Consider the following 24,171-nt stretch of genomic DNA (forward strand, 5'->3'; position numbering starts at 1 on the left):
GACGGCCGAAGAGCTCAGGTGGTGGTACGGCGGCGCTGTGCCGCCCGGCGTCGCATCACCCGCACCCTGCGTACGGTCGCGATGAGGCCTGCGATGAGTGTGCCGCCGTACAACCAGCCCGCCTGGGTCGCCAGCGCGGTGACCAGCCCGACCAGACGCCCGCCGAGCCCCTCACCGCCGTCGGTCATGGTCAGCAGGCCGGCGGCGAAGGCGATCGGCACCGCGACGGGCGCGACCACCAGGTCACCGGGCCGCACCCACAGCGCGGTCAGCAGGCACACGGGCAGGAACAGCGCGCCGTACACCGTCAGGGACGAGTCGAACAGCAGCTGGTCGAGAAATCCGGCAGCGAGCATCACGGCACCGCAGAACAGCCCACCGCCCAGGCCCGTGAGCCGGGGAGCGGGCAGCCGCCTGCCCTTCTGGACCAGCGCTGTGGCACTCCGTCGCTCGGCCGCGGGGCGGCGCTGGGGGCCGCCGTTGCCTTGGTTCGCCGGCCGTGCCCCGGCGGTAGCACCGCGTGCCTCGGGGCGGCCGGGGGTGCCGGGCCGGGTGGGCCGGGCCGTCGTCTCGGGACGTACGGGCGTGGCCGCACCCCTCCGCCCCTGAGGGGGCAGGGGGGCGCCGCGTCGCGGTCCGTGTTGCGCAGGTCGCGTCCTGTGTTGCTCCACTGGACCAACTTAGGTCGGTTTATGTGTGAAATGACCCCACAGACACGCCGTTGGCGAGACCTTGGCCAAGCGTTCGATACGTCGCCGGGCCGGGGTCGGGCACACCGTAGACTGGTGGATCGGCCCGCACACGCTCCTACGGACCCGGGCCCGGACAGCCCCAGTCCAGTCCTCCACCTCACGTACGGGAAGTCGCAACGTGTCGCTCACGATCGGAATCGTCGGTCTGCCCAACGTCGGCAAGTCGACCCTGTTCAACGCCCTGACCAAGAACGACGTGCTCGCGGCCAACTACCCGTTCGCCACGATCGAGCCGAACGTCGGTGTCGTCGGCGTCCCCGACGCGCGGCTCGCCAAGCTGGCCGGGATCTTCAAGTCGGAGCGGGTCCTTCCGGCCACCGTGGACTTCGTCGACATCGCGGGCATCGTGCGCGGCGCCAGCGAGGGCGAGGGCCTGGGCAACAAGTTCCTCGCGAACATCCGCGAATCGGACGCGATCTGCCAGGTCATCCGCGCCTTCAAGGACGAGAACGTCGTGCATGTGGACGGCAAGGTCTCGCCGAAGGACGACATCGAGACGATCAACACCGAGCTGATCCTCGCCGACCTCCAGACGATCGAGAAGGTCCTCCCGAGGCTCCAGAAGGAGTCCCGGATCAAGAAGGACGTCGCCCCGAAGGTCGCGGCCGTCGAGGAGGCGAAGGAGATCCTGGAGAAGGGCGACACGCTCTTCGCGCACGGCATCGTCCAGGGCAGCGAGCGCGCCGAGCTGCTCCACGACCTGCATCTGCTCACCACCAAGCCGTTCCTCTACGTCTTCAACGTCGACGAGGACGAGCTGATGGACGACACCTTCAAGGACGACCAGCGCGCCCTGGTCGCCCCCGCCGAGGCGATCTTCCTCAACGCCAAGCTGGAGGCGGACCTCACCGAGCTCGACGAGGATGAGGCCCTCGAGCTCCTCGAGTCGGTCGGCCAGCACGAGCCGGGCCTCGCGACCCTGGCCCGCGTCGGTTTCGACACCCTGGGCCTGCAGACCTACCTCACGGCGGGCCCGAAGGAGTCCCGCGCGTGGACCATCAAGAAGGGCGCCACCGCCCCCGAGGCCGCCGGTGTCATCCACACCGACTTCCAGAAGGGCTTCATCAAGGCGGAGGTCATCTCCTTCGAGGACCTGGTCGCCACCGGCTCGGTCGCCGACGCCCGCGCAGCGGGCAGGGCCCGCATGGAGGGCAAGGACTACGTGATGCAGGACGGGGACGTGGTGGAGTTCCGCTTCAACGTCTAGCAGGTGACCTGGCGCGCGTTCGCTGATCTGGCGAACTCGCAGTTCAGAAGGGGTCCGTTCCTTCGGGGGCGGGCCCCTGGTTCTATTCCGTGCTGGGATGCCTGACCCGTCGTCACCTGTCATCACCCCTGGTCGTCCATACTGCGCCGGGATGCGGCAGAGTCGTGACTGTGAGCGACGACCAGCGAGACGCGAAGCGGGTATGTTGCTAACATTCGCGTTACTAACATAGGTGTTAGTGTCACGCGTGGAGGTCGGCGGACTTTGGTGGATTTTGTAGGTCGTCGGCAGGAGCTGGCGACGTTGGGGCGAGAGCTGCAGAAGGTGGCGGCAGGGGTTGGCGGGGAGCGGCCCGGTCGGTGCGTGATGTTGCGAGGGCGGCGCCGGGTGGGCAAGTCGCGACTGGTCGAGCGGTTTGCGGAGCGCTCCAGAGCCCCGTTCTTGTTCTACGCGGCGACTGGTGCGTCCCCTGGGGATGATCTGGCACGGCTGGCCCGGGACGCCCAGGCATCGACGCTGCCGCTGGCGCGGTTGGTGGCCAATGCGCGGCCGGAGAGTTGGGATGCCGCGTTCGATGTGCTGGCCGCGGCGCTGCCCGGCGACCGGGCGAGCGTGCTGGTCATCGACGAGGTGCCGTACCTGATGGATGCCGATGGCGCCTTTGAGGGGATGCTGCAGCGGGCCTGGGACCGGGTGCTGGAGACCAAGCCAGTGCTACTCGTCCTCATCGGCTCCGATCTGTCGATGATGGAGGCTCTGAACAGCTACGGGCGACCGTTCCACCAGCGCGGCCGGGAGATGGTGCTCGGGCCGCTGAACCCCGCCGAGGTGGGGAGGATGCTCGGGCTGGAACCGGCGGAAGCCTTCGATGCCGCGCTCGTCACCGGCGGGCTGCCGCTGATCTGTGCGGAGTGGCCGCACGGCGCGGGGCTGTGGGACTTCCTCGGCGAGGCTCTGAATGACCCGGTCTCGGGTCTGCTGGTGTCGGCCGAGCGCTCGTTGGCTGCCGAATTCCCCCCGCAGGCTCAGGCGCGTACGGTGCTGGCGGCCATCGGCAGTGGCGAGCGGACCTTCACCAATATCGCCCGTGCGGCCGGCGGGATCGGGGCCACGCCGCTGCAGCGAGCGCTGGAGCTGCTTACGGACAAGCGGATCGTCGCTGCGGAGCTGCCCGTATCGCTGCGTACGTCGAAGGATCGCCGCTACCGGGTGACAGATCCCTACCTGCGGTTTTGGCTGCACCTGCTCGGCCCGTCCATGGAGGAGATCGAACGGGGGCGGGGCGATCTGACCTTGGCACGGATCCGGGAGAACTGGACCAGCTGGCGCGGCCGGGCGATCGAGCCGCTCATCCGCGAGGCGCTCGCCCGGAAACTGCCCGACGACCGGCTCCCCGCGGCGCCCGCAGTGGGCGGCTACTGGACCCGCACCAACGACGTCGAGATCGACATCGTCGGGGCGGACCGCGCCCCCATTGCCAAGGAGCTGCTCTTCGTCGGCTCCATCAAGTGGCTGGAGCAGTCGCCCTTCGACCGACATGACCTGGCGGCCCTTCATCGACACCGGGCCGCCCTCACCGGCGAACCTGTTCCAGTCGTGGCGGTCTCGCGCAGCGGAGTCGACTGTCCGGGACTCGATGCCGCCTACGGCCCCGGCGATTTGCTGACCGCTTGGCCGCTGTGAGCGGCGGATCGCAGGCGAGGCGCGGAGTTGGTGAGCGCGATCAGGCCGAAGACATCGTGGAGAAGTACGTGGTGGAGTTCCGCTTCGACGTCCAGCAGGTGACCCGGCGCGCGATCGCTGATCCGGCGTACTCGCAGTTCAGGCGGGGCCGGCCCCTCTTGGGTCCGGCCCCGTTTTCGGTACGGTGCCGGATGGGTCCTGGAAGACGTGACATACCGTCACCTCAGGTGTCTGAGTTCTCATTCCGGCAGCTGCCCCAAGCAGCGTCCTGGGCCGGCGCCGTTGGCCCCCTCATGGCGCAGACCGTCGAACAGTACGGTCGTGAGGGAGTCGGCCAGAGTCGTCACCGGGAGGTCCCCGTCGGGTCTGTACCACTCGATGAGGGAGTTCACGGTGCCGAACAGCAGGCGACTTGCCAGGTGGGGATCGATGTCGTCGCGTACGCCTCCCTCGGCTGCGGCGCGTAGGACCAGGTCGGCGACCCGGTGGTCGAACTCGCGCCGCCGCTCGAGGGCCCACTGCTCGGTGTCGCTGTTGCCATGGATCCGCAGCAGCAGGGTGACGTACGGCAGCTCGGCCGCGAGTACCTCGACGCTGCGCCGCACGACGTGCCGCAACCGGTCGGTTGCCGACGCGTCCGGTGCCGGGCTTTCGTCCAGTACGGCGAACAGCGCGTCCAGAGCACGGATGGCGGCGAGGGACAGCAGCTCCTCCTTGCCGGCGACGTGGTGGTAGATGCTGGACTTGCTCAGTCCGAGCCGCCGGGCCAGGTCCTCCATGCTGGTGCCGTCGTAGCCGCGCTCGTTGAAGACCGCGACCGCGACCTCCAGGAGGGAGGCACGGTCATAGGCGGGCCGCTCCGCGCGCCGTGCGATGGGGGTGTTGCTCACTCGGTCATTGTCGCAGGGAGACTGATCACGCCCCACGCTCGTCCTTGATCCGCCGGAGCTTGCCGAGGGAGCGCTCCAGGGTCTCCGGTTCCACGATCACCACGTCCACCGTCACGCCGACGCCGTCCTTCACGCCCTTGGCGATCGCGCGGACAGCCGCCTCGCGCTGCTCCGGTCCCGCGCCGGCCCCGGCCTCCACACGGACGGTCATGTGGTCCATCCGTCCCCGTGTGCTCAGCTGGAGCTGGAAGTGCGGGGCGACGCCGGGTGTGCGCAGAACCACTTCCTCGATCTGGGTCGGGAAGACGTTGACCCCGCGCAGGATGATCATGTCGTCGCAGCGGCCCGTGATCTTCTCGATACGACGGAAACGGGGACGGGCGGTGCCTGGCAGCAGCCGGGTCAGGTCCCGGGTGCGGTAGCGGATGACCGGGAGCGCCTCTTTGGTGAGCGACGTGAAGACGAGTTCACCGCTCTCGCCGTCGGAGAGGACGTCGTCCGTGATCGGGTCGACGATCTCGGGGAGGAAGTGGTCCTCCCACACATGCAGGCCGTCCTTGGTCTCGACGCACTCCTGAGCCACACCGGGGCCCATCAACTCGGAGAGGCCGTAGATGTCGACGGCATGGATGTCCAGGCGCTCCTCGATCTCACGGCGCATTTCCTCCGTCCACGGCTCGGCGCCGAAGACGCCCACCTTCAGGGAGGTGGTGCGCGGGTCCACGCCCTGGCGCTCGAACTCGTCGAGGAGGGTGAGCATGTAGGAGGGTGTGACCATGATGATCTCGGGCTTGAAGTCCTGGATGATCTGCACCTGGCGGGCGGTCATGCCGCCGGAGGCGGGGATCACGGTGCATCCGGCGCGTTCGGCGCCGTAGTGGGCGCCGAGGCCGCCGGTGAACAGGCCGTACCCGTAGGAGATGTGGACCTTGTGCCCGGGACGGCCGCCGGCGGCGCGGATCGAGCGGGCGACCACGTCCGCCCAGGTCGAAAGGTCCTTCTCGGTGTAACCGACCACCGTGGGGCGACCGGTCGTGCCGCTGGAGGCGTGGACGCGCCGCACCTCGGACATGGGGACCGCGAACATACCGAAGGGGTACGTCTCTCGCAGGTCGGCCTTGGTCGTGAAGGGGAACCGGCCCAGATCCTTCAGCGTCCGGCAGTCCTCGGGCGTGACGCCGGCCTGGTCGAACTTCTTGCGATACAGCTCGACGTTCTCGTACGCGTGCCGCAGTGTCCGACGTAGGCGGCGCAGCTGGAGCGCCTCCACCTCCTCGCGCGGCATCCGCTCGGCGTCGTCCAGCAGGTTCGCCGGAAGAGGCTCACCGCGGCGGGCCCGGAGAGTCGCAGGTACGGTCGGTTCGTTGATCATTGCGGGCTTCCTAGTTCTCGGTGCTCCGGATGCTGCGGCTGCGGCCGCGGAACTCCGCGATCACCGTCTCGCCTCGTACGACGCTCACGTCGTAGATGCCGCTGCGACCGAAACGGGTGATCTCCCGTGCGGTGGCGGTCAGCACGTCCCCCTCGAGGGCGGGTGCCACGAACGTGACATCCGCTCCGGCGGCGACCGTGACCGGGCCGTGGCTGTTGCAGGCGCAGGCGAAGGCGGTGTCGGCGAAGAGGAACAGATATCCACCGTGAGCGATCCCGTGACCGTTGACCATCGAGGAGGTCACGGTCATGCGGAGGACGGCAGTCCCTTCGCCCTGCTCCAACAGCTCGATACCGAGAAGCGCGGAGGCCCGGTCGGCGGCGAACATGCGCGCTGCCGGCCCTGAGATCGCGGACGTTGCTCTTGTCACGGTATACACCACCTTGTGTACCGACCGAACATTCGGTTAGCGTGCAGCGCGGCCTAGTAATTCAAGCCATGCCAGTGCCTGTCAAGGGGATGAGTCACATGCAGCACGCGGTCACCGAGGTGCCCGACTTCTTCGCACGCCATCGCACCCTGCTGGAGCAGGCGGTGGCGGCGACGGAGAGCCGGGAGCACTGGACGCCCTATCCGGAGTCGCCCAGCAAGTCGGTGTACGGCGAGGATGCTGCCAAGCTCGGTGAGGCGGTCTTCCGGGAGCAGATCGGCAGGCCCTTCGACCTGCCCGGGCATCCGGGCGAGGGGCGCGTGGCGCCCGAGGAGCACTCCCCTTACGGCTTCCCGCTGGGCATCAGCTACCCCCGTCTCTCGCCGACCGCGGCCGTGGCCGCCGCCAAGGACGCCACGGCAGCTTGGCGCGGGGCGGGCCCGGACACACGCGCCGGGGTCGCCGCGGAGATCCTCGCCCGGCTGAACGCGGCGAGCTTCGAGATCGCCCACGCCGTGCAGCACACCACGGGCCAGGCCTTCGTCATGGCCTTCCAGGCGGGTGGCCCGCACGCCCAGGACCGCGGGCTCGAGGCCGTCGCCTACGCGTGGGCGGCGCAGAAGAAGCACCCGGCCGCCGCCCGCTGGAGCAAGCCGCAGCGCAAGGGCGGCGCCCTGGTGCTGGACAAGAAGTTCAGCCCCGTCGGCCGCGGTGTCTCCCTGCTCGTCGCCTGCAACACCTTCCCGACCTGGAACGGGTATCCGGGCTTGTTCGCCTCGCTTGTCACCGGCAACCCGGTCGTGGTCAAGCCGCACCCCGGTGCTGTGCTGCCGCTGGCGATCACCGTCCGCATCGCCCGTGAGGTGCTGGCCGAGGCGGGCTTCAGCCCCGACCTCGTCCTGCTGGTCACCGAGGCGCCCGGTGGCCGGGATGCCGCCACGCTCGCCCTGGACCCGGACGTGCGGATCGTCGACTTCACCGGTTCCACCGAGTTCGGCGACTGGCTGGAGACCAACGCGCGCCAGGCCGCCGTCTACACCGAGAAGGCCGGCCTCAACACCGTCGTGCTGGACTCGACCGACGACTACCCCGGTCTGCTCGGCAACCTCGCCTTCTCGCTCTCGCTGTACAGCGGGCAGATGTGCACCACCCCGCAGAACCTGCTGATCCCCCGCGAGGGAATCGCCACGGACCAGGGCCCGCGGACGGCCGACGAGTTCGCCGCCGACCTCGCCGCCGCCCTGGACAAGCTGCTCGGCGACCCCGCCCGTGCCGCCGGCACGCTGGGCGCGATCGTCAACGACGGCGTGCGGGCCCGGCTGAAGGAAGCCGCCGGCGTCGGCCGTACGGTGCGCGCGTCGACGTCCGTCGCACACCCGGAGTACGCGGAAGCCGACGTGCGGACGCCGCTCGTGGCACGGCTGGACGCGGAGGCCGACCGGGAGGTCTACACCCGGGAGTGGTTCGGGCCGGTGTCCTTCGTGATCGGCACCGACTCCACCCGGCACAGCCTGGAGCTGTTCCGCGAGTCGGTGCGCGCGCACGGGGCGCTGACCGCCGCCGTCCACTCCACCGACGAGGAGGTCCTGGCCGCCGCCGAGGAAGCCGCCCTGGACGCCGGTGTCCACCTCTCCGAGAACCTCACCGGGCAGGTCTTCGTCAACCAGTCCTCCGCCTTCAGCGACTTCCACGGCAGCGCCGCCAACCCCGCGGCCAGCGCCACGCTGTCCGACGCGGCCTTCGTCACCGGCCGCTTCGCCGTCCTGCAGTCCCGCCGCCCCGTCCACGCCGCCGAGGAGTCCGCCTGATGCCCGAAGAGGTCTACCTGATCGACGGAGCGCGCACCCCGCAGGGCCGCTACGGCGGCGCCCTGGCCTCCGTACGCCCCGACGACCTGGCCGCCCTCGTGGTCGGTGAGGCCGTGCGCCGCTCCGGCATCCCGTCCGAGGCCGTGGACGAGGTCATCCTCGGCGCGGCCAACCAGGCCGGCGAGGACAACCGGGACGTGGCCCGCATGGCGGTCCTGCTGGCCGGGCTGCCGCACACCGTGCCCGGCTACACCGTCAACCGGCTGTGCGCCTCGGGTCTGACCGCCGTCGCCTCGGCCGCCCAGGCGATCCGCGCCGGCGAGGCGGACCTGGTCGTGGCCGGCGGCACGGAGTCCATGACGCGCGCCCCGTGGGTGATGGCGAAGCCGGGAACCCCCTGGGCCAAGCCGGGCGAGGTACACGACACGTCGCTGGGCTGGCGGTTCACCAACCCCCGCTTCAAGGCCGCCGACCGGGCCGTTCCCGCCGGCGCCGGACCCGAGACGGTGAAGCTCACCCTGTCGATGGGCGAGACCGCCGAAGAGGTCGCCGCGCTCGACGGCATCACCCGCGCCGACTCCGACGCCTTCGCGCTGCGCAGCCACCAGCGTGCCGTCGCCGCCCAGGAGGCGGGCCGCTTCGACCGCGAGATCGTCCCTGTCCCTGTGAAGGACGGCGAGGTCACCCGGGACGAGGGCCCCCGCCCCTCGACCACGCTCGAGAAGCTCGGCACGCTCCGCACCATCTTCCGCGACGACGGCATCGTCACCGCCGGCTCCTCCTCGCCGCTGTCCGACGGCGCGGCCGCCCTCGTTGTGGCGAGCGCCGCCGCCGTGGAGCGGTACGGGCTCACCCCGCGGGCCCGGATCGTCACCTCCGCCTCGGCCGGTGTCCAGCCCCACATCATGGGGCTCGGACCGGTCCCCGCCACCCAGAAGGCCCTTGCCCAGGCCGGCTGGCAGACCGCGGACCTCGACGCCGTCGAGCTGAACGAGGCGTTCGCCGCCCAGGCGCTCGCCGTGATGCGCCGCCTGAAGCTGGACGAGGACAAGGTCAACGCCGACGGCGGTGCCATCGCCCTGGGTCATCCTCTGGGCTGCTCCGGCGCCCGCATCCTGCTGACCCTGCTGGGGCGGCTGGAGCGGGAGGACGCCCGCAGGGGCCTGGCGACTCTGTGCGTCGGCGTCGGCCAGGGCGTCGCGATGCTGGTGGAGCGGGTGTGAGCGCCATGACCTACGAGACCCTCCTGGTCGAGGAGCGCGACGACCGGGTCGTCGTCACGCTGCACCGGCCCGAGGCCCGCAACGCCATCAGCGGGCGGATGATCGCCGAACTGCACGACGTCTGCGACGAGCTGGAGCGTCGGCCGAAGCTGCTGCTGCTCACCGGCCACGGCCGGGTCTTCGCGGGCGGCGCCGACATCGCCGAACTGCTGAGGCGCGGCCGGGACGAGGCACTGCAGGGCATCAACAGCCGCCTGTTCGAGCGGGTGCGCCGACTGCCCATGCCCACCGTCGCCGCGGTCGACGGGTGGGCCCTGGGTGGCGGCGCCGAGCTGGCCTACGCCTGCGACCTGCGCATCGCCGGGCCGGACGCCGTGTTCGGCAACCCCGAGCCGGGGCTCGGCATCCTCGCCGCGGCGGGAGCCTGCTGGCGGCTGCCCGAGCTCGTCGGCGAGTCGGTCGCCAAGCAAGTACTGCTCGCCGGACGCAACCTCGACGCGCAGGCGGCCCTGGCGGCCGGACTCGTCATCGACGTCGTACCGGCCGAGAAGCTCCTGGACGAGGCGCATGCGCTGCTCGACCGCATGGCTCGGTCCTCGGCCACGGCCCTGCGCCTGACCAAGCTCGTCGTGGACTCGCCCGGCGCCCACCCGGTGGCCGACGACCTGGCACAGGCCGTGCTGTTCGAGGGCGAGGACAAGAAGGACCGTATGACCCGCTTCCTGGAGAAGAGGAGCCGAGCATGACCACCACCGCACCCGCACCGGCTGTCGTCGGGGTGATCGGCGGCGGCCGCATGGGCGCCGGCATCGCCCAGTCCTACGCGACCGCCGGGTCGACCGTCACCGTGGTCGAGAATGGCGCCGCGGCCGCGGCGGCCGCCTTGGACCGGGTGGCCACGGGACTGAAGCGGGCCGCGGAACGCGACCGGCTCACCGAACCCGCGGACGAGATTCTCGCCCGGGTGTCCACCGTGGAGTCGGTGGACGCGCTGCCCGCCGAAGCCGACCTGGTCGTGGAGGCCGTCCCCGAGGACTCCGCGCTCAAGGCCCGGGTCCTCGCCGCCGCCGAGCAGGCGGTGAGCACGACTACGGTCCTCGCCAGTAACACCAGCTCCCTGTCCGTCACCGAGCTGGCCGCCGTCCTCAGCCGGCCCAGCCGCTTCCTGGGCATGCACTTCTTCAACCCGGTGCCCGCCTCGGACCTGGTCGAGATCGTGGTGGCGCCGGGCACGGACGACGCCACGGTCGAGGCGGCCCTGCAGTGGACGCGCTGCCTCGGGAAGAAGGACGTCGTCGTCAAGGACTCGCCCGGCTTTGCCAGCAGCCGCCTCGGCGTCGCCCTGGGACTGGAGGCCATCCGCATGGTCGAGGAGGGCGTGGCGGAACCCGAGGCCATCGACGACGCGATGCGACTTGGCTACCGGCACCCGATGGGTCCCCTCCGCCTGACCGACCTGGTCGGCCTGGACGTGCGCCTGGCCATCGCGGAACACCTGCACGCCACGCTGGGTGAACGGTTCGCCCCGCCGCGGCTGCTGCGCGAGAAGGTTGCCCGGGGAGAGCTCGGCCGCAAGAGCGGACAGGGGTTCTACGCATGGCAGTGAACTGACCGCACTCCGGCACTTGCCGGACCCCAGGAACCTTGTCATATCATTTACCGAACGAACGGTCGGTTGGGATTGGTGGTACGGATGACTGCACAGCAGGCCGACTCGGCGGCCGCACCTGAAGCTCCCCCCGCGCTGCAGGAGCACTTCGAGTCGACGATCGCGCGGGACCAGCGGATCGAGCCGCGTGACTGGATGCCCGACGGCTACCGGAAGACGCTGATCCGGCAGGTGGCGCAGCACGCGCACTCGGAAATCATCGGCATGCAGCCGGAGGGCGAGTGGATCACGCGTGCGCCATCACTGCGACGCAAGGCGATCCTGTTCGCCAAGGTGCAGGACGAGGCCGGGCACGGCCTGTACCTGTACTCGGCGGCCGAGACGCTCGGCGCCGACCGTGCGGACCTCACCGAGCGACTGATCGAGGGGCGCCAGAAGTACTCGTCGATCTTCAACTACCCGACGCAGAGCTTTGCCGACGTCGGGGTGATCGGCTGGTTCGTGGACGGGGCGGCGATCTGCAATCAGGTGCCGCTGTGCCGCTCCTCGTACGGGCCGTACGCGCGGGCGATGGTGCGGATCTGCAAGGAGGAGTCGTTCCACCAGCGGCAGGGCTACGAGCTGCTGATGACGATGATGCGCGGCACCGAGGCCCAGCGGGAGATGGTGCAGGACGCGGTCAACCGCTGGTGGTGGCCGTCGCTGATGATGTTCGGCCCGCCGGACGAGAACTCTCCGAACTCCGCGCAGTCGATGGCCTGGAAGATCAAGCGGCACAGCAACGACGAGCTGCGCCAGCGGTTCGTCGACATGACCGTCCCGCAGGCCGAGAAGCTCGGCGTGACTCTGCCCGACCCTGAGCTGCGCTGGAACGAGGAGCGTGGCCATCACGACTTCGGCACTCCGGACTGGGACGAGTTGAAGCGCGTCATCACGGGCGACGGACCGTGCAACGCCGAGCGGGTGGAGCGGCGGCGGATCGCCCACGAAGAAGGCGCCTGGGTGCGCGAAGCGGCGACCGTACACGCGGCCAAGCAGGCAGCCGGCGCCAGGAAGGGAGCCACGGCATGACCACCGACAAGCAGGGTTGGCCTTTGTACGAGGTGTTCGTACGCGGCAAGCGCGGACTCAACCATGTCCATGTCGGCTCGCTGCACGCGGCCGACGATGCGATGGCGCTCACGCACGCGCGCGACCTGTACACGCGCCGCAACGAGGGCGTCAGCATCTGGGTGGTGCGCAGCGAGCACATCGCGGCCTCCACGCGCGACGAGAAGGATCCGTTCTTCGCGCCCAGCGCCGACAAGGTCTATCGGCACCCGACCTTCTACGACATCCCCGACGACGTCCCCCACATCTAGGAGCAGGGCATGAGTGACGACCACGTCTACATGGCCCTCGCCGAGGGACACGAGGACGACGCCCGCTGGGCCTACGGCACCGGCTTCGAGGATCCGCTGCACGGCGTGAGCTCCCATGTGCCGGACGAGGTCGACCGGGCCGAACTGACCGAGCTGTGCCTGGCGTTGGCCGACGACGCCCTGGTCAGTGCCCAGCGCCTCGCGGAGTGGACCACCCGCGCACCGGAGCTGGAGGAGGAGGTGGCACTGGCGAACATCGGGCTCGACCTGCTCGGCCAGGCCCGACTCCTCTACGCCCGCTGCGGTCAGGTCGACGGCACGGGACGCGGCGAGGACGCCTACGCCTATTTCCGTGACGCGGACGACTTCCGCAACGTGCGCCTGGCAGAACTGCCCAACGGCGACTTCGCGTTCAGCATCGCCCGGCTGCTGGTGCTCGCCAGCTGGCGCCTGGCCCACTTCGAGCGGCTCGCCGCCTCGGCCGACCCGGTACTCGCCGCCATCGCGGCCAAGGGCGTGAAAGAGCTGACCTACCACCGGCAGTACGCGGCGGAGTGGGTCGTCCGGCTCGGCGACGGCACCGCGGAGTCCCATCGCAGGATGCGCGCCGGCCTCGACGCCGTGGCCGCTCACCTGGGGGAGTTGTTCGAGGCCCACGACGCGCGGACCGAGGTCCTGGCCGTGCTGCGGCAGGTCACGGAAGCAGCAGGGCTGCCCCTGCCGGACGTAGCGCCGCCGTCGGCCGGCTCCGGCCGCGCGGGCGATCACACCGAACACCTTGCCCCGCTGCTGACCGAGCTGCAGAGCGTGGCCCGCGCCCACCCGGAGGCGACATGGTGACCGTGCTCACGGACGCCCGGCGCGCCCGGCACATCGCCGAACAGGTGCCCGACCCCGAACTGCCCATGCTCACCCTCGCCGACCTCGGAGTGCTGCGGGACGTGACGGTGGCTGACGACGGCACGGTCGTCGCCGCACTCACGCCGACCTACTCCGGCTGCCCGGCCATGGCCGAGATGCGGGCCGGCGTGGCGGCGCGGCTGAAGGACGCCGGCTATGAGCGTGTGGAGGTCCGCACGGTCCTCGACCCCCCGTGGACCACCGACTGGATCACCGCGGAGGGGCGCCGCAAGCTCGCCGAACACGGCATCGCACCCCCCGGCCCCGCACCGCGCCCGTCGCCGGGTCCCGTGCCGCTGAGCCTGTCCACCACCCGCCGGGCGGTGCCCTGCCCGCGCTGCGGCGCCACCGACACGCAGGAGACCTCCCGCTTCGGCGCCACCTCCTGCAAGGCGCTGTGGCGCTGCCTCGCCTGCCAGGAACCGTTCGAGTACGTCAAGGAGATCTGATGGAGGACCTGTTGGCTCCGAACGCGGCCGCCCCCTCCCCGATGCGGCGGGCGCGCCGCCGCCCGGCCTTCCACGCCGTGAAAGTGGCGGCAGTGCAGCGGCTGTGCGACGACGCCGCCGCGGTGAGTCTCGACATCCCCGCTGAGCTGGCCGAGGAGTTCGCCTTCGCACCCGGCCAGTCGCTCACGCTGCGGCGCGAAGTCGACGGGCGGGACGAGCGGCGCTCCTACTCCATCTGCTCCCCGGTGGGCGCCCGGCCCCGCATCGGAGTGCGGGTGGTGCCCGGTGGACTGTTCTCGTCCTGGCTGGTGAACGAGGTGAGGCCGGGCGACACCATCGAGGTGATGGCCCCGACCGGCGCCTTCACCCCTGATCTGTCGACGCCCGGACACCATGTGCTCATCGCGGCCGGCTCGGGCGTCACACCGATGCTCTCCATCGCCGAGTCCGTCCTTGCCGCGGACGACCGGTCCCGCGTCACCCTCTTCTACGGCAACCGGCGCACCGACTCGGTGATGTTCGCCGACGAACTGGCCGACCTGAAGGATCTCTACCCCGCCCGGTTTCAGCTCGCGCACGTCCTGTCCCGCGAACCGCGCGAGGCCGAACTGCTGAGTGGCCGTCTCGACGCCGATCGGCTGGCCGCGCTCATCGACGGCCTGGTCGACGTCTCCGAAGCCGACCACTGGTGGCTGTGCGGCCCCCACGGCATGGTCCTGGACGCCCAGAAGGTGCTCGCCGAGCTGGGAGTGCCCGGTGACCGGGTCCACCAGGAACTGTTCTTCGCAGGCGAGGAGCCCGCCGCCGTACGCCACGAGGAGCCCCGGGCCGACGGACCGGTCAGCCAGGTCACCGTCGTCCTGGACGGCCGCTCCACCACATCCGCACTCTCCCGCGAAGCCTCCCTTCTCGACTCGGCCTCCCGCGTACGCCCCGACCTGCCCTTCGCCTGCAAGGGTGGCGTCTGCGGCACTTGCCGCGCTCGGGTCACCGAGGGCGAGGCGGACATGCGGCGCAACTACGCGCTGGAACCCGCCGAGGTCGACGCCGGGTATGTACTGACCTGCCAGACCTTCCCTGTCTCCGACAGCCTGACCGTCGACTTCGACAGCTGAGGAGCAGCTGTTGAACCCTCGTCTCGACGTCGCTCAGGACATGGGCACGCTCCGTCGGGACCGCCGCAGGCGGTGCTGATGGATACCGAGGGCGTCGACGGCAGTCGTCCCGTACGGGGGTTTGAGTTGCGAGGTCACCACTTGTGTGTGGTCCGGCACGTGACTCCGTCACAGGTCGTATACGACCTGGCCATGTGCCCGGCGGGTTCGGCGTCGGGTCAGTCGTCCGATCCCTTGCCCTTGTGTTTCCTCCCGTGGTGACCGCCCTCGTCGTTGTTGTCGTCCTGTGGTGCAGCCGTGGTGGACGGCGTGATGGAGGAGGGCTCCGCCGTGGGTGTCTCGTTGAGGGACGGCGCCGACGTCGTGGACACCGGCTGGGTGGGGGCGTTGGGGCCGGGGTCCTCGTTCCAGGAGGCGCCGAGTGCGACGGCTCCTGCGAAGAGGGCGACTCCCACGGCGCTCAGTACGGCTTTCGACGGCAGCCTGCGGCGGCCCCGCGGCTGTACGCGGGTGGCATGCTCCGGTGCGGTCTGTTCCGGAGGGGATGGCAGGGCGGCCGCGAGGGGGGCCGGTTCCGGGTGGTCCGGTTCTGCTGGGGCGGGCGTACGGGTGTGGAGCCAGGCGGCTGCCTGGTCGGCGGTGAGGCGGTGTTCCGGGTTCTTGGCGAGCAGGTGCGTGAGGTAGTCGGCGAGCGGCTGCGGTATGTCGGGGCGCAGGTGCGTGACGGGCGGCGGCTGGGCGTCGACGTGCTGCTGCACCACGGCAAGCGAGGTGGCACCGCTGAACGGCGGTCGGCCGGTGAGGAGTTCGTACAGCACGCAGCCCAGTGAGTAGACGTCGGAAGCGGGCTGTGCGGGGTGGCCCAGGGCACGCTCGGGGGCGAGGTAGGCGGCGCTGCCGATGATTTTTCCGGTAGCGGTCAGGGTGCTGGCCGCGTCGTCGGTGAAGCGGGCGATCCCGAAGTCGGTGAGTTTCGCGGTGCGGTCGTTGGTGAGCATGACGTTGGCCGGCTTGATGTCCCGGTGGATCACGCCCTGCCGGTGGGCGGCGGCCAGCCCGGCGGCCATCTGGGCGGCGATACCGGCGGCCTCGGGCGCGGGCAGCGCTCCACGCAGGGAGCGTTCCTGGGACAGGTTCCAGCCGTCGACGTATTCCATGACCAGGTAGGGCTGACCGTGGTGGGAGCCGAAGTCGTACACCCCCACGACGTTGGGGTGATTGAGGCGGCCTGCTGTCTGCGCCTCCAGGCGGAACCGCTCGAAGTCGGTGGCGTCGTCGCCGTGCAGGACCTTCACCGCGACGGTGCGATGGAGAACCTGGTCGGCGGCTCGCCATACCTCACCCATCGCGCCGCGTCCCAGTAGTTCCTCCAGCTGGTAGCGCTCCGCCAGCAGCACTCGTACCCCCACCCGAAATCCGACAACACTGACCGACTGCGACGCTTTTTCTGGTTTCGTCACGATCTGCGTCGCGGCGGGCTCACGCTACCCGTGCCAAAAGGTCGACGACAGGCCGCCCCGGTGGGGTCGCGCCGGCGCAGGCGGACGTCGGAGGGTGACATCTGCCCGCACCGGCGCGTGAGCACTGGCGCGCAAGGGGGGGAGGCGCGCAGTGCCCGGGACCGGCGGGTCCAGTGTCTATAGCGCACGGGAGGGCCAAGACGTCACTCATGCGCCGTTACCAGGGCCGCACGGCAGGTCAGCCGGGTGGCTACTGCCGTCCCGCGTCCTTGCGCGACTGATGTCCGGGCTTCTTGTCGGCTGCCTTGCTGTTCGGCTGTCCGCTCGCCTTCCCCGTGCCGCCCGCCTCGGTCCCGGACAACCTGTCGGCGCAGTAGGCGGCGACGTTGTCCGCGCCGCCGGCGGTTGCGAGGAACCGCTGCCAGGCCGACGAGCTCAGCGCTTTGCCCCGCCCCTTCACCGACGGGTACGCACGGCAGTGGGCTTCGATGTCCTTGGCCGTCGGCGGGCGGCTCTTGGACAGGTTGGTGCCGGGCTTGGAAAGTGTGGTCGCGGGCGGGGCCTGGGCGACGGTGGCTGATGGATTTCCGTGTCCGGGGCCGTCGTTGTGCGGCTTCCCGGACGATCCGGGGGAGCCGATCGCCGCCATCGCCGCCCCGCCCAGGGTGAGGCTCGCGAGAAAAACGGCCAGGGTGGTCTTCACCGAGCGTCGCACCGAGGTGCGCCGGGGCCGCCAGTCGTCCCGCCGCCGCGTCCGCACTCCCGCGTGAACGCCTGCGTCGCGGGCGGCACGGAAAGCGGCGATGGCCTGCTCCTCGGCCGGCCGGCTGAAGGTATCGACGCGCAGTGCGCTGCCGAGCGCCGACTCCAGCCCTGTGGACGTGATTCCGCTGTCCGCGTCGGGCACTGGGCCGTTCGCGCCGGGGCTTCGGCGGGCGAATGCTCCGCCGTCGCTGTGTCGGTCGCTCATGCCTGTGTCCGTCCTTGCGTGATCGTTGCTCTTTTTTCTTACGCGTTTGGCGCGGTCTTTGCTCATTTCGACTGCCCCAGCGTATGAGCCCCCCTCTCTGTCACATCCGAAGCGCCGAGCTGGCGGCCGAGGCGTTTCAGACCGCGGTAGGCGGCGGTGCGAACCGCACCAGGACGCTTGCCCAGGACGCGCGCGGCGGCCGGACCGTCGAGGCCGATGACGACGCGCAGCAGCACCGCCTCGGCCTGATCGCGAGGCAGGCCGCGCACCAGTTCCAGTGCGCGCCGGGTCGAAAGGACCTCCAGGGCTTGGTCGTCCGCGGTGTCCGGTCCACGCAACTCCAGGAGATCCAGGTCGAGCGCGGCAGGTACGGGGCGGCTGCGGCGGCGGCGCAGATGATCCATCGCCCGGTGGCGGGCAATGGTCGCGCTCCAGCCGCGGAAGCCGGCCCCGTCGCCCTTGAACCGGCCCAGATCGCGGGCGATCTCCAGCCAGGCTTCGGACGCCACGTCCTCGGCGTCGTCCGCGACGAGCCCGCGCAGATAGCCCAGCAGCCCGGGCTGCACGATCCGGTACACGACCGCGAAGGCGGCCTCATCACCGTCCTGGGCCCGCACGACTGCGGCACCCAACTCCGCGTCCCGTGCACCGTCGCTCCGGGACTCGCCTCGCTGGCCCAAAACCCGTCCCCGTCCGCACCGTTCCTCGACCACACGGGCGTGGATCCACATGGTGCCGCCACGGGCCCTGCCCAGCTCTACAAGATCATCAGCGTCGCACAGCACAGAAATGTCACAGCGTCGGGGCGCGCGGGCCCAAAGCACGTGCTCCAGCGCGGTATTCGCTCTGTCGCTGCACCACTGCGCGCTCTGGGTGTGCGCCCCCGGGACCGTTTCCTCGGGGGCCGGCCGCACGTTCTCTGTCGGGGCCCGGTCCGACCGTGCACGGGTGACGCCCGGCGGGGCCGTTGCGCTTGGGGAGTGCCGACCGTGACGGACGAGGCGATTATCAGTTCTTGTAGGGGTGGGAGATTTGAGTTGCCGTACGACCCGTGCGTACATGCCACTGAGCCTGGGACGGCGGGCGTGGCTGACCGCGGGAGTCGTCGTACTGAGCGGGGCGGGGATCGTCACCCACGCCCTCGACCCTCAACCGGCGCAGCCGCCGGGGCACGGACGCGAGTCCGCCGTGGGCACGGTACGACCGGCAGAGCGGGGTGCGGCCGCGGGGTGCACGGGGTTGCCGCAGCAGGGCACGGGCCGCTACAGCGCCGCGCTGCCGGCCCGGAACAAGCACGCGCCGAAGCACGCCAGGGCCACCTCCGACTACAACGGCGACGGCATCAGCGACCTCGCCGCCGGTACATCGAAGGCATCGGGTGGCGCCGGCAGCGTGACCGTGGTTCCGGGCAGCCCTCACGGCCCCTTGGCCGAGGCACGGCTGACACTCACCCAGAACAGTCCTGGTGGCCCCGGCTCCTCCGAGCCGGGCGACCACTTCGGGGCCGCGACCGCATGGGGCGATCTCAACGGCGACGGCTGCGCCGACCTCGTCGTCGGCGCTCCCGGCAAGGACGACATCAGCGGCCATGCCGACCGCGGTCTGGTCACCGTCCTGTACGGGCCTGGCCTGGACTCCGGCTTCTCGTACACCACTTCCGGTGTTCCGGCGACCGGAGCGAGGCTCGGTTCCGCGGTGACCGTCGGCGACTTCAACGGCGACGGCACGGCCGACGTGTTCGCGGCCGGCACCGGCAACGGCGGTACCTGGAACGTCCGGCTGACCGGTGGAAGTACCCGGAACGTCCGGCCGGCCGCAGGCGTCACCACCTCCGGCACGCTCACCGGTGCCACAGGTCCGGTCGCCCAACTGGACGCCACGTCGGGTGACTTCAACCGGGACGGCTTCGCGGACGTCGCCCTCAACTACCGCGACATCCGCGGCACCGGACGTGTGGTGTGGTTCGCCGGGTCCGCGGGCGGTCTGACCAGGGCAGGGATCCTCGCGGTCCGGGGCGGCCGTTCCGTCGCCGCGGGCGACTTCAGTGGCAACGGCTATGACGATCTCGTCATCGGCCAGCCCTACGCGTCCGAGTCCGGCGGCAGGACCGGTGGCCAGATCACCGTGGTCCCCGGCACGGCCGCCGGCCTTGCGGGCTCCGGCACGAAGGTCATCCATCAGGACGGCGTCGGCGTCGCCAGCACCGACCGGCCCGGCGACGCCTTCGGCGCCTCCGTCTCGGCCGGCGACTACAACGCCGACGGCTACGCGGACGCCCTCGTCGGCGCCCCCGGGGAAGACCTCACCAGCGACGGCGTCAAGCGCACCGACGCGGGTCAGGCCACCCTGTTCCAGGGCTCCGCCTCCGGACTGACGACGAGCGGCTCCTTCACGCTCAACCAGGACACCCCCGGCATCCTGGACTCCATCGAGAAGGACGACCACTTCGGCTCCTCCGTCTCCCTCACCGACCTGTCCGGATCGGGTCACGCGGGGCTCGTCTTCGGAGCCGAAGGTGAAGACGCCGGTGACGGCCTCCTCCTCTACACGCCCATCACCGGCACCGGCTTCGGTCTCGCGCAGACCGTCGCGCTCCGCGGCACCGCACTGGGCACTCCCGCCGGCGCTCGTCTCGGCGAGGCACTGGCGCCGTAACGGCCGGCGGCAGCCGCCGAGGCCATGACCGGCGTCAGGGCCGGGAGCAGCGGCACGCCGACGGCCGGGAAGGACGGTCGGGCCACGGCGCGTCCACCATGCCCGCCATGGGGCCCAAGGCGCCCCGGGAAGTGCAGGTTTGCTACTTGCTCCGGTTCACCCCCGCAACACGCACAGCCATGGGAGGCGGCTGACACCCGCGGCATCCGTAGTGATCTGCGTCACCGTGGCCCGTCCTCCCGTGACGTTCGTCGGTCGGTATGCGCTTGAGAGACGGGCTGCCTGTGTGGCTGGTGTGCCTCATGTGACTTTTTCTATGGGCCTTGGTGGGCCTCTGGGGGTGGATACGACGTGAGTCGTCGTACTTCGCATGCGTACAGACCGCTAAGTCTGAAGCGGCGGGTGTGGCTGACGCTCGGTGCGGTGGTCCTGGGTGGTGGGGGACTGGTGACCTATGCCGTCGCCAGCCCGTCCGGCGGTCACGCCGAAGGCCAGGCCAAGCGATCGCCGAGTGTCTTCGGCCTGACGCTGAAGGGCGACGGGGCCGGCAAGGCGGAGCTGCCGCAAACGGGCACCAAGCAGTTCTCGCTGCTCGGTGTCACCTGGACCGGTGCCACGAAGCAGCTCCACGGTACGGCTCAGGTGCGCACCCGCAGTGTGAAGACCGGCGAGTGGAGCGCCTGGCAGAACCTCGAGGTGAACACCGACCCGCTGGAGGACCCGAAGGAACAGGCCACCGCACGCGGCGCGTCCGAGCCGCTGTGGGTCGGCCCCTCCGACGGCGTCCAGGTGCAGGTCGTCCGCAAGAACGGCACTACCGGCTCCGGTCTGCCCAAGGGGCTCACGGTCAACCTCGTCGACCCCGGGGTGGTGACGGAGGCCGAGACGAAGGCCGAGCCGGCCGCGTATGTGGCGGGGACCGTCGACGAGACGAGCGCGCCGCCCACCGACTCCGTCTCCCCGAGCGACAGCACCGGCGCCGGTCCGACGGACAGTGCGCCGGCGTCTCCCAGCGACTCCGCAACCGTCTCGGCCCCGGCATCGACCTCGGAAACGCCTTCGGCTCCGGCGAGTACGCCTGCGAGTCCGTCGGCCACCACGCCCACCGCGCCGACCACGCCGCCGGCGCGGCCCTCGACGGTGCCGGAACCGCCGATCGTCTCGCGTGCCGGCTGGGGCGCCGACGAGTCGCGCAGCCCCGACCCGTCGGAGTACAACGCCGATGTGAAGGCCGTGTTCGTCCACCACACGGACGGGGCCGCCTACACGTGCGACCAGTCGGCGGCGATCGTGCGGGGCATCTACGTGTTCCACACGGCCGCCACCACCGCCACCCCGCCGGGCAACGGCTGGAACGACATCGGCTACAACTTCCTCGTAGACAAGTGCGGCACGATCTTCGAGGGCCGCAAGGGCGGTGTCGACCAGCCGGTGCTCGGCGCCCACACGTACGGCTGGAACCGGGAGTCCACGGGCATCGCGGTGCTCGGTGACTACACCACCACCGGCGCCTCCAACGCCGCGCTGGCCTCGGTCGCCCGTATCGCGGCCTGGAAGCTCGGCCAGTACGGCGCCGATCCCAGCTCGACCGTGAGCCTCAAGGCGGGCGCCACCCAGACGAACTACTCCGCCACGAGCTTCACCGCGGGCAGCTCGTACACCTTCAACCGGATCTCCGGCCACCGCGACGGCTACAACACCCAGTGCCCCGGTAACTCCCTCTACGCCCAGCTGCCGACCATCCGGACCTGGGCGGCCGGCCCGGTGCAGGGCCTGAAGGCCACCTCGGTCGACGGCGCGGCCCTCTCGGGCTCTACGTACTACACCAAGGGCGCCGTCACCGTGCACTGGACGGCCACCACGCCGTCCTCGCTCATCAAGAGCTACCAGCTGCTGGTCGACGGCAAGACCGTCGCCACCACCTCGGGCACGGCGACTTCCGCCGCGGCCACCCTGGCCGTGGGCAGCCACACCGTCGCCGTGCGGGCCGTACACCAGTCCGGCAAGACCGCGACCAGCAGCGCGCTGAGCGTCGTGGCCGAGACGACGGCGCCGACGTTCACCACCGCCCCGCAGCTCTCCCTGCGCAGCGGCACCGTCAACACCACCGGCGTCCCGGTCACACTCGGCTGGAAGGCCACCGACGACAAGGCCCTGCGGTACGTGAAGCTGCTGGCCCCGACCACGGGCACCTTCGGCCCGACGGTCACCAGCTCGAGCACCACCGCCAAGTCCGGTACCGCCACGACATGGTCGATGCGTGCCTACGACTACGCCGGCAACTACCGCACGTCCTCCCCGGCGTACACCCCGATGATCCTGCAGGAGAGCTCCGCGACGAAGTCCGGCAGCTGGACCACCCGCTCGTCCACCAGCTACCTCGGCGGCAAGTCGTACTCCAGCGGTTCGAAGGGCGCGACCCTCAGCTGGACCTTCACCGGCCGCTCCGCCGCGTGGGTAGTCTCGCGTGCCTCCACTTCCGGTCAGGTGTACGTCTACGTCGACGGCACGAAGGTCTCCACCGTGGACCTGAAGTCGTCCAGCACCCTGTACCGGCAGGCGATCTGGACCAAGACCTGGTCCAGCAGCGCCAAGCACACCGTCAAGATCGTCGTGGTCGGCACCAGCGGCCGTCCCACCATCACCACGGACGGCCTCGTCTACCTCAAGTAGCCGCGGCCGCGCCGGAGTACGGCGTGTCCATCCGATCGGCGCATGCGGTCCCGCATGCGCCGATCGGCATGTGCGGGCCCCATGGTGATCGGCTCGGCGGCCTGTTCGCCGAGCCGTGTCGATCGTGCAGGGCCGGGAGTCGTCCCCGGCGAGTTCACCGGGTTCCTCCGAGGATGCCCCGGCCGTCAGGTCGGGGAGGAATCGGACCCCTGCGGAGCAGGGCAGGGATAGCCGGATCGCCGTCGGGGCGATCCGGTGTCGACCCCGCGCGGTGGTGATGTCGCCCACGATGATCGAGAACTCTCAACTGTCAGTCCTCCCGGGTAGGTTCGGATGCATGACGACAGAAGCGACCGCGAAGGACGCCGGGTATGCCCGATACACCTTCCGTGTGCGCCTGTCGAATACGGCCAGGCGCGGGCTCGAAGCCGAGTGGGATCGCTGCCGGTGGGTCTGGAACGAATGCGTGGCCAAGTCCAAGCAGGTCCACGTGCAGGCCAGGGCAACAGGCGAGAAGCTGACGTGCGGTCCGGCGCAGCTCGACAAGATGCTGACCGAGGCCCGCAGGGGGATGCCGTGGCTGGCTGAGGGGGCGAGCGTGCCTCAGCAGCAGGTGATACGCGACTTCGCCAAGGCCCGCACCAAGGCCCTCAAAGACCTCAAGGACCGAGTTGCGACGCATCGCCGGGCCGGGATGCCCAGGTGGAAGAAGAAGCGGGAGGCGCGGCCGAGCCTGAACTACACCCGGCGCGGCTTCCGGGTTGATGACGGTCGTCTGCACCTGGCGGGCGGGATCGTGGTGAGCGTGGTGTGGTCGCGGGAGCTTCCGGTCGACCCGTCGAGCGTGCGCGTGTACCAGGACACGCTCGGCCACTGGTACGCGTCCTTCGTCGTCCCGGCTCAGATTGAGCCGCTCGCTGAGACCGGCCGCGTCCTGGGCGTGGACTGGGGTGTGAAGGAGACCGCCACCACCACCGACGACGCCTATGACCTCCCGCATGGCGAGTATGGCAAGCGGGCCGCGCAGCGGCTCGCGAGGTACCAGCGGATGATGGCCCGGCGGCGCCGTCCGAAGGGGCACCCCGCATCCGCCGGCTACCGGAAGGCGCAGGCGCAGGCAGCGAAGCTGCACAAGAAGGTGGCCCGGCAGCGGGAGGACACGGGCCGCAAGTGGGCCAAGTCCGTGATGCGCGGTCATGACGGGGTTGCGGTGGAGGACTTCCGGCCGAGGTTCCTGGCGAAGACCACGATGGCCCGCAAGGCGGCCGATGCCGCCATCGCCGCGACCAAGCGTGCCCTGGTCGAGATGGGCCGCAAACACGCGCGAGACGTGCGTCTGGTGCACCCGGCGCACACCACGATGGACTGCGCAACGTGCGGAGCGAGAACCAAGCACGCACTCCCTCTCTCGATGAGAACGTATGCCTGCACCGTGTGCGGAGCCGTGTCCCCCAGGGACAAGAACTCCGCTCGCGTGATGCTGGTCCGGGCAGGTTGGAACCCGGACGGTGTCGAGGGCGTAAGACCGCCGGGGCCGCTGGCCCAGGCGGCAGCCTGAGCCGTAAATCCCCGCTCAGCCCTGGAGGGTGGAGAATCCCCTCCCTCAGGGAGGGG

21 protein-coding genes are annotated in these 24,171 nt (G+C 70.5%); 14 read left to right on the forward strand and 7 right to left on the reverse strand.

The window, feature by feature from the left end; all coding sequences use genetic code 11:
* Positions 1–14 precede the first annotated feature (14 nt).
* Positions 15–671 carry a DUF6542 domain-containing protein gene (locus ACWDA7_RS11425; RefSeq protein WP_450603892.1) on the reverse strand — a complete coding sequence of 219 codons (657 nt, stop codon included), beginning with the start codon at positions 669–671 and terminating at the stop codon, positions 15–17.
* Positions 672–870: 199 nt separating this feature from the next.
* Between ACWDA7_RS11425 and ychF the strand changes: the two genes are divergently transcribed.
* The gene (ychF, locus tag ACWDA7_RS11430) at positions 871–1,959 is read left to right on the forward strand and encodes a redox-regulated ATPase YchF (RefSeq protein WP_450603893.1); all 1,089 of its coding nucleotides are present in this window, start codon (positions 871–873) and stop codon (positions 1,957–1,959) included.
* A gap of 264 nt (positions 1,960–2,223) precedes the next feature.
* Complete coding sequence (locus tag ACWDA7_RS11435; RefSeq protein ID WP_450603894.1) at positions 2,224–3,642, forward strand: ATP-binding protein; 1,419 nt, start codon at positions 2,224–2,226, stop codon at positions 3,640–3,642.
* A gap of 239 nt (positions 3,643–3,881) precedes the next feature.
* Here the strand turns inward: ACWDA7_RS11435 and ACWDA7_RS11440 are convergent, their stop codons facing one another.
* Genes ACWDA7_RS11440 through paaI form a run of 3 tightly spaced genes read right to left on the reverse strand, consistent with a single transcriptional unit; the run spans position 3,882 to position 6,292 of the window.
* The gene (locus ACWDA7_RS11440) at positions 3,882–4,532 is read right to left on the reverse strand and encodes a TetR/AcrR family transcriptional regulator (RefSeq protein WP_450603895.1); all 651 of its coding nucleotides are present in this window, start codon (positions 4,530–4,532) and stop codon (positions 3,882–3,884) included.
* A gap of 25 nt (positions 4,533–4,557) precedes the next feature.
* Positions 4,558–5,904 (reverse strand): phenylacetate--CoA ligase PaaK, encoded by a 1,347-nt coding sequence (gene paaK, locus ACWDA7_RS11445; RefSeq protein ID WP_450603896.1) that lies wholly within the window; start codon positions 5,902–5,904, stop codon positions 4,558–4,560.
* Positions 5,905–5,914: 10 nt separating this feature from the next.
* Positions 5,915–6,292: a hydroxyphenylacetyl-CoA thioesterase PaaI gene (gene paaI / locus ACWDA7_RS11450; protein ID WP_450603940.1), complete on the reverse strand. Its 378-nt coding sequence runs from the start codon at positions 6,290–6,292 to the stop codon at positions 5,915–5,917.
* A gap of 140 nt (positions 6,293–6,432) precedes the next feature.
* Between paaI and paaN the strand changes: the two genes are divergently transcribed.
* The 9 genes from paaN to paaE all read left to right on the forward strand — a co-directional run bounded on the left by paaN (position 6,433) and on the right by paaE (position 14,799).
* Complete coding sequence (gene paaN, locus ACWDA7_RS11455) at positions 6,433–8,142, forward strand: phenylacetic acid degradation protein PaaN (protein WP_450603897.1); 1,710 nt, start codon at positions 6,433–6,435, stop codon at positions 8,140–8,142.
* Positions 8,142–9,365, forward strand: coding sequence for a thiolase family protein (locus tag ACWDA7_RS11460; RefSeq protein WP_450603898.1), 1,224 nt, complete (start codon positions 8,142–8,144; stop codon positions 9,363–9,365). Before paaN ends, ACWDA7_RS11460 begins: the two co-directional genes overlap by 1 nt.
* Before the next feature lie 5 nt (positions 9,366–9,370).
* On the forward strand, positions 9,371–10,111 hold the full coding sequence (locus tag ACWDA7_RS11465; RefSeq protein WP_450603941.1) for an enoyl-CoA hydratase/isomerase family protein: 741 nt from the start codon (positions 9,371–9,373) through the stop codon (positions 10,109–10,111).
* Positions 10,108–10,971 (forward strand): 3-hydroxyacyl-CoA dehydrogenase family protein, encoded by an 864-nt coding sequence (locus tag ACWDA7_RS11470; RefSeq protein WP_450603899.1) that lies wholly within the window; start codon positions 10,108–10,110, stop codon positions 10,969–10,971. Before ACWDA7_RS11465 ends, ACWDA7_RS11470 begins: the two co-directional genes overlap by 4 nt.
* A gap of 87 nt (positions 10,972–11,058) precedes the next feature.
* Positions 11,059–12,045: a 1,2-phenylacetyl-CoA epoxidase subunit PaaA gene (paaA, locus tag ACWDA7_RS11475; protein WP_450603900.1), complete on the forward strand. Its 987-nt coding sequence runs from the start codon at positions 11,059–11,061 to the stop codon at positions 12,043–12,045.
* Complete coding sequence (gene paaB / locus ACWDA7_RS11480) at positions 12,042–12,335, forward strand: 1,2-phenylacetyl-CoA epoxidase subunit PaaB (RefSeq protein ID WP_450603901.1); 294 nt, start codon at positions 12,042–12,044, stop codon at positions 12,333–12,335. Before paaA ends, paaB begins: the two co-directional genes overlap by 4 nt.
* Before the next feature lie 9 nt (positions 12,336–12,344).
* Complete coding sequence (gene paaC / locus ACWDA7_RS11485) at positions 12,345–13,175, forward strand: 1,2-phenylacetyl-CoA epoxidase subunit PaaC (RefSeq protein WP_450603902.1); 831 nt, start codon at positions 12,345–12,347, stop codon at positions 13,173–13,175.
* On the forward strand, positions 13,169–13,684 hold the full coding sequence (paaD, locus tag ACWDA7_RS11490) for a 1,2-phenylacetyl-CoA epoxidase subunit PaaD (protein WP_450603903.1): 516 nt from the start codon (positions 13,169–13,171) through the stop codon (positions 13,682–13,684). Before paaC ends, paaD begins: the two co-directional genes overlap by 7 nt.
* Positions 13,684–14,799 carry a 1,2-phenylacetyl-CoA epoxidase subunit PaaE gene (gene paaE / locus ACWDA7_RS11495; RefSeq protein ID WP_450603904.1) on the forward strand — a complete coding sequence of 372 codons (1,116 nt, stop codon included), beginning with the start codon at positions 13,684–13,686 and terminating at the stop codon, positions 14,797–14,799. Before paaD ends, paaE begins: the two co-directional genes overlap by 1 nt.
* 218 nt (positions 14,800–15,017) lie before the next feature.
* On the opposite strand, the gene ACWDA7_RS11500 is transcribed toward paaE, so the two are convergent.
* From ACWDA7_RS11500 to ACWDA7_RS11510, 3 genes are all read right to left on the reverse strand, one after another.
* The gene (locus ACWDA7_RS11500; RefSeq protein WP_450603905.1) at positions 15,018–16,208 is read right to left on the reverse strand and encodes a protein kinase domain-containing protein; all 1,191 of its coding nucleotides are present in this window, start codon (positions 16,206–16,208) and stop codon (positions 15,018–15,020) included.
* 301 nt (positions 16,209–16,509) lie between these two features.
* Positions 16,510–17,229, reverse strand: coding sequence for a hypothetical protein (locus tag ACWDA7_RS11505; protein ID WP_450603906.1), 720 nt, complete (start codon positions 17,227–17,229; stop codon positions 16,510–16,512).
* Positions 17,230–17,291: 62 nt separating this feature from the next.
* Positions 17,292–17,909 carry an RNA polymerase sigma factor gene (locus ACWDA7_RS11510; RefSeq protein ID WP_450603907.1) on the reverse strand — a complete coding sequence of 206 codons (618 nt, stop codon included), beginning with the start codon at positions 17,907–17,909 and terminating at the stop codon, positions 17,292–17,294.
* 379 nt (positions 17,910–18,288) lie between these two features.
* On the opposite strand from ACWDA7_RS11510, the gene ACWDA7_RS11515 reads away from it, so the two are divergent.
* The 3 genes from ACWDA7_RS11515 (at position 18,289) to ACWDA7_RS11525 (ending at position 24,115) form a co-directional block, all read left to right on the forward strand.
* Positions 18,289–19,884 (forward strand): FG-GAP and VCBS repeat-containing protein, encoded by a 1,596-nt coding sequence (locus ACWDA7_RS11515; RefSeq protein ID WP_450603908.1) that lies wholly within the window; start codon positions 18,289–18,291, stop codon positions 19,882–19,884.
* Between the two features lie 402 nt (positions 19,885–20,286).
* Positions 20,287–22,557 (forward strand): peptidoglycan recognition protein family protein, encoded by a 2,271-nt coding sequence (locus ACWDA7_RS11520; protein ID WP_450603909.1) that lies wholly within the window; start codon positions 20,287–20,289, stop codon positions 22,555–22,557.
* A 337-nt stretch (positions 22,558–22,894) separates the two neighbouring features.
* Positions 22,895–24,115, forward strand: coding sequence for an RNA-guided endonuclease InsQ/TnpB family protein (locus ACWDA7_RS11525; protein ID WP_450603910.1), 1,221 nt, complete (start codon positions 22,895–22,897; stop codon positions 24,113–24,115).
* The last annotated feature ends 56 nt before the right edge of the window (positions 24,116–24,171 follow it).

The organism is Streptomyces sp. NPDC001156, assembly GCF_053598275.1.

What these genes read in the sequence shown, in the direction of transcription:
- ACWDA7_RS11470 (WP_450603899.1), top strand. Translation starts at nt 10,108, where the DNA reads ATGACCACCACCGCACCCGCACCGGCTGTCGTCGGGGTGATCGGCGGC.
- ACWDA7_RS11515 (WP_450603908.1), top strand. Translation starts at nt 18,289, where the DNA reads ATGCCACTGAGCCTGGGACGGCGGGCGTGGCTGACCGCGGGAGTCGTC.
- paaC (WP_450603902.1), top strand. Translation starts at nt 12,345, where the DNA reads ATGAGTGACGACCACGTCTACATGGCCCTCGCCGAGGGACACGAGGAC.
- ACWDA7_RS11505 (WP_450603906.1), bottom strand. Translation starts at nt 17,229, where the DNA reads ATGAGCGACCGACACAGCGACGGCGGAGCATTCGCCCGCCGAAGCCCC.
- paaI (WP_450603940.1), bottom strand. Translation starts at nt 6,292, where the DNA reads ATGTTCGCCGCCGACCGGGCCTCCGCGCTTCTCGGTATCGAGCTGTTG.
- paaK (WP_450603896.1), bottom strand. Translation starts at nt 5,904, where the DNA reads ATGATCAACGAACCGACCGTACCTGCGACTCTCCGGGCCCGCCGCGGT.
- paaD (WP_450603903.1), top strand. Translation starts at nt 13,169, where the DNA reads ATGGTGACCGTGCTCACGGACGCCCGGCGCGCCCGGCACATCGCCGAA.
- ACWDA7_RS11465 (WP_450603941.1), top strand. Translation starts at nt 9,371, where the DNA reads ATGACCTACGAGACCCTCCTGGTCGAGGAGCGCGACGACCGGGTCGTC.
- ACWDA7_RS11525 (WP_450603910.1), top strand. Translation starts at nt 22,895, where the DNA reads ATGACGACAGAAGCGACCGCGAAGGACGCCGGGTATGCCCGATACACC.
- ACWDA7_RS11460 (WP_450603898.1), top strand. Translation starts at nt 8,142, where the DNA reads ATGCCCGAAGAGGTCTACCTGATCGACGGAGCGCGCACCCCGCAGGGC.
- paaE (WP_450603904.1), top strand. Translation starts at nt 13,684, where the DNA reads ATGGAGGACCTGTTGGCTCCGAACGCGGCCGCCCCCTCCCCGATGCGG.
- paaB (WP_450603901.1), top strand. Translation starts at nt 12,042, where the DNA reads ATGACCACCGACAAGCAGGGTTGGCCTTTGTACGAGGTGTTCGTACGC.
- paaN (WP_450603897.1), top strand. Translation starts at nt 6,433, where the DNA reads ATGCAGCACGCGGTCACCGAGGTGCCCGACTTCTTCGCACGCCATCGC.
- paaA (WP_450603900.1), top strand. Translation starts at nt 11,059, where the DNA reads ATGACTGCACAGCAGGCCGACTCGGCGGCCGCACCTGAAGCTCCCCCC.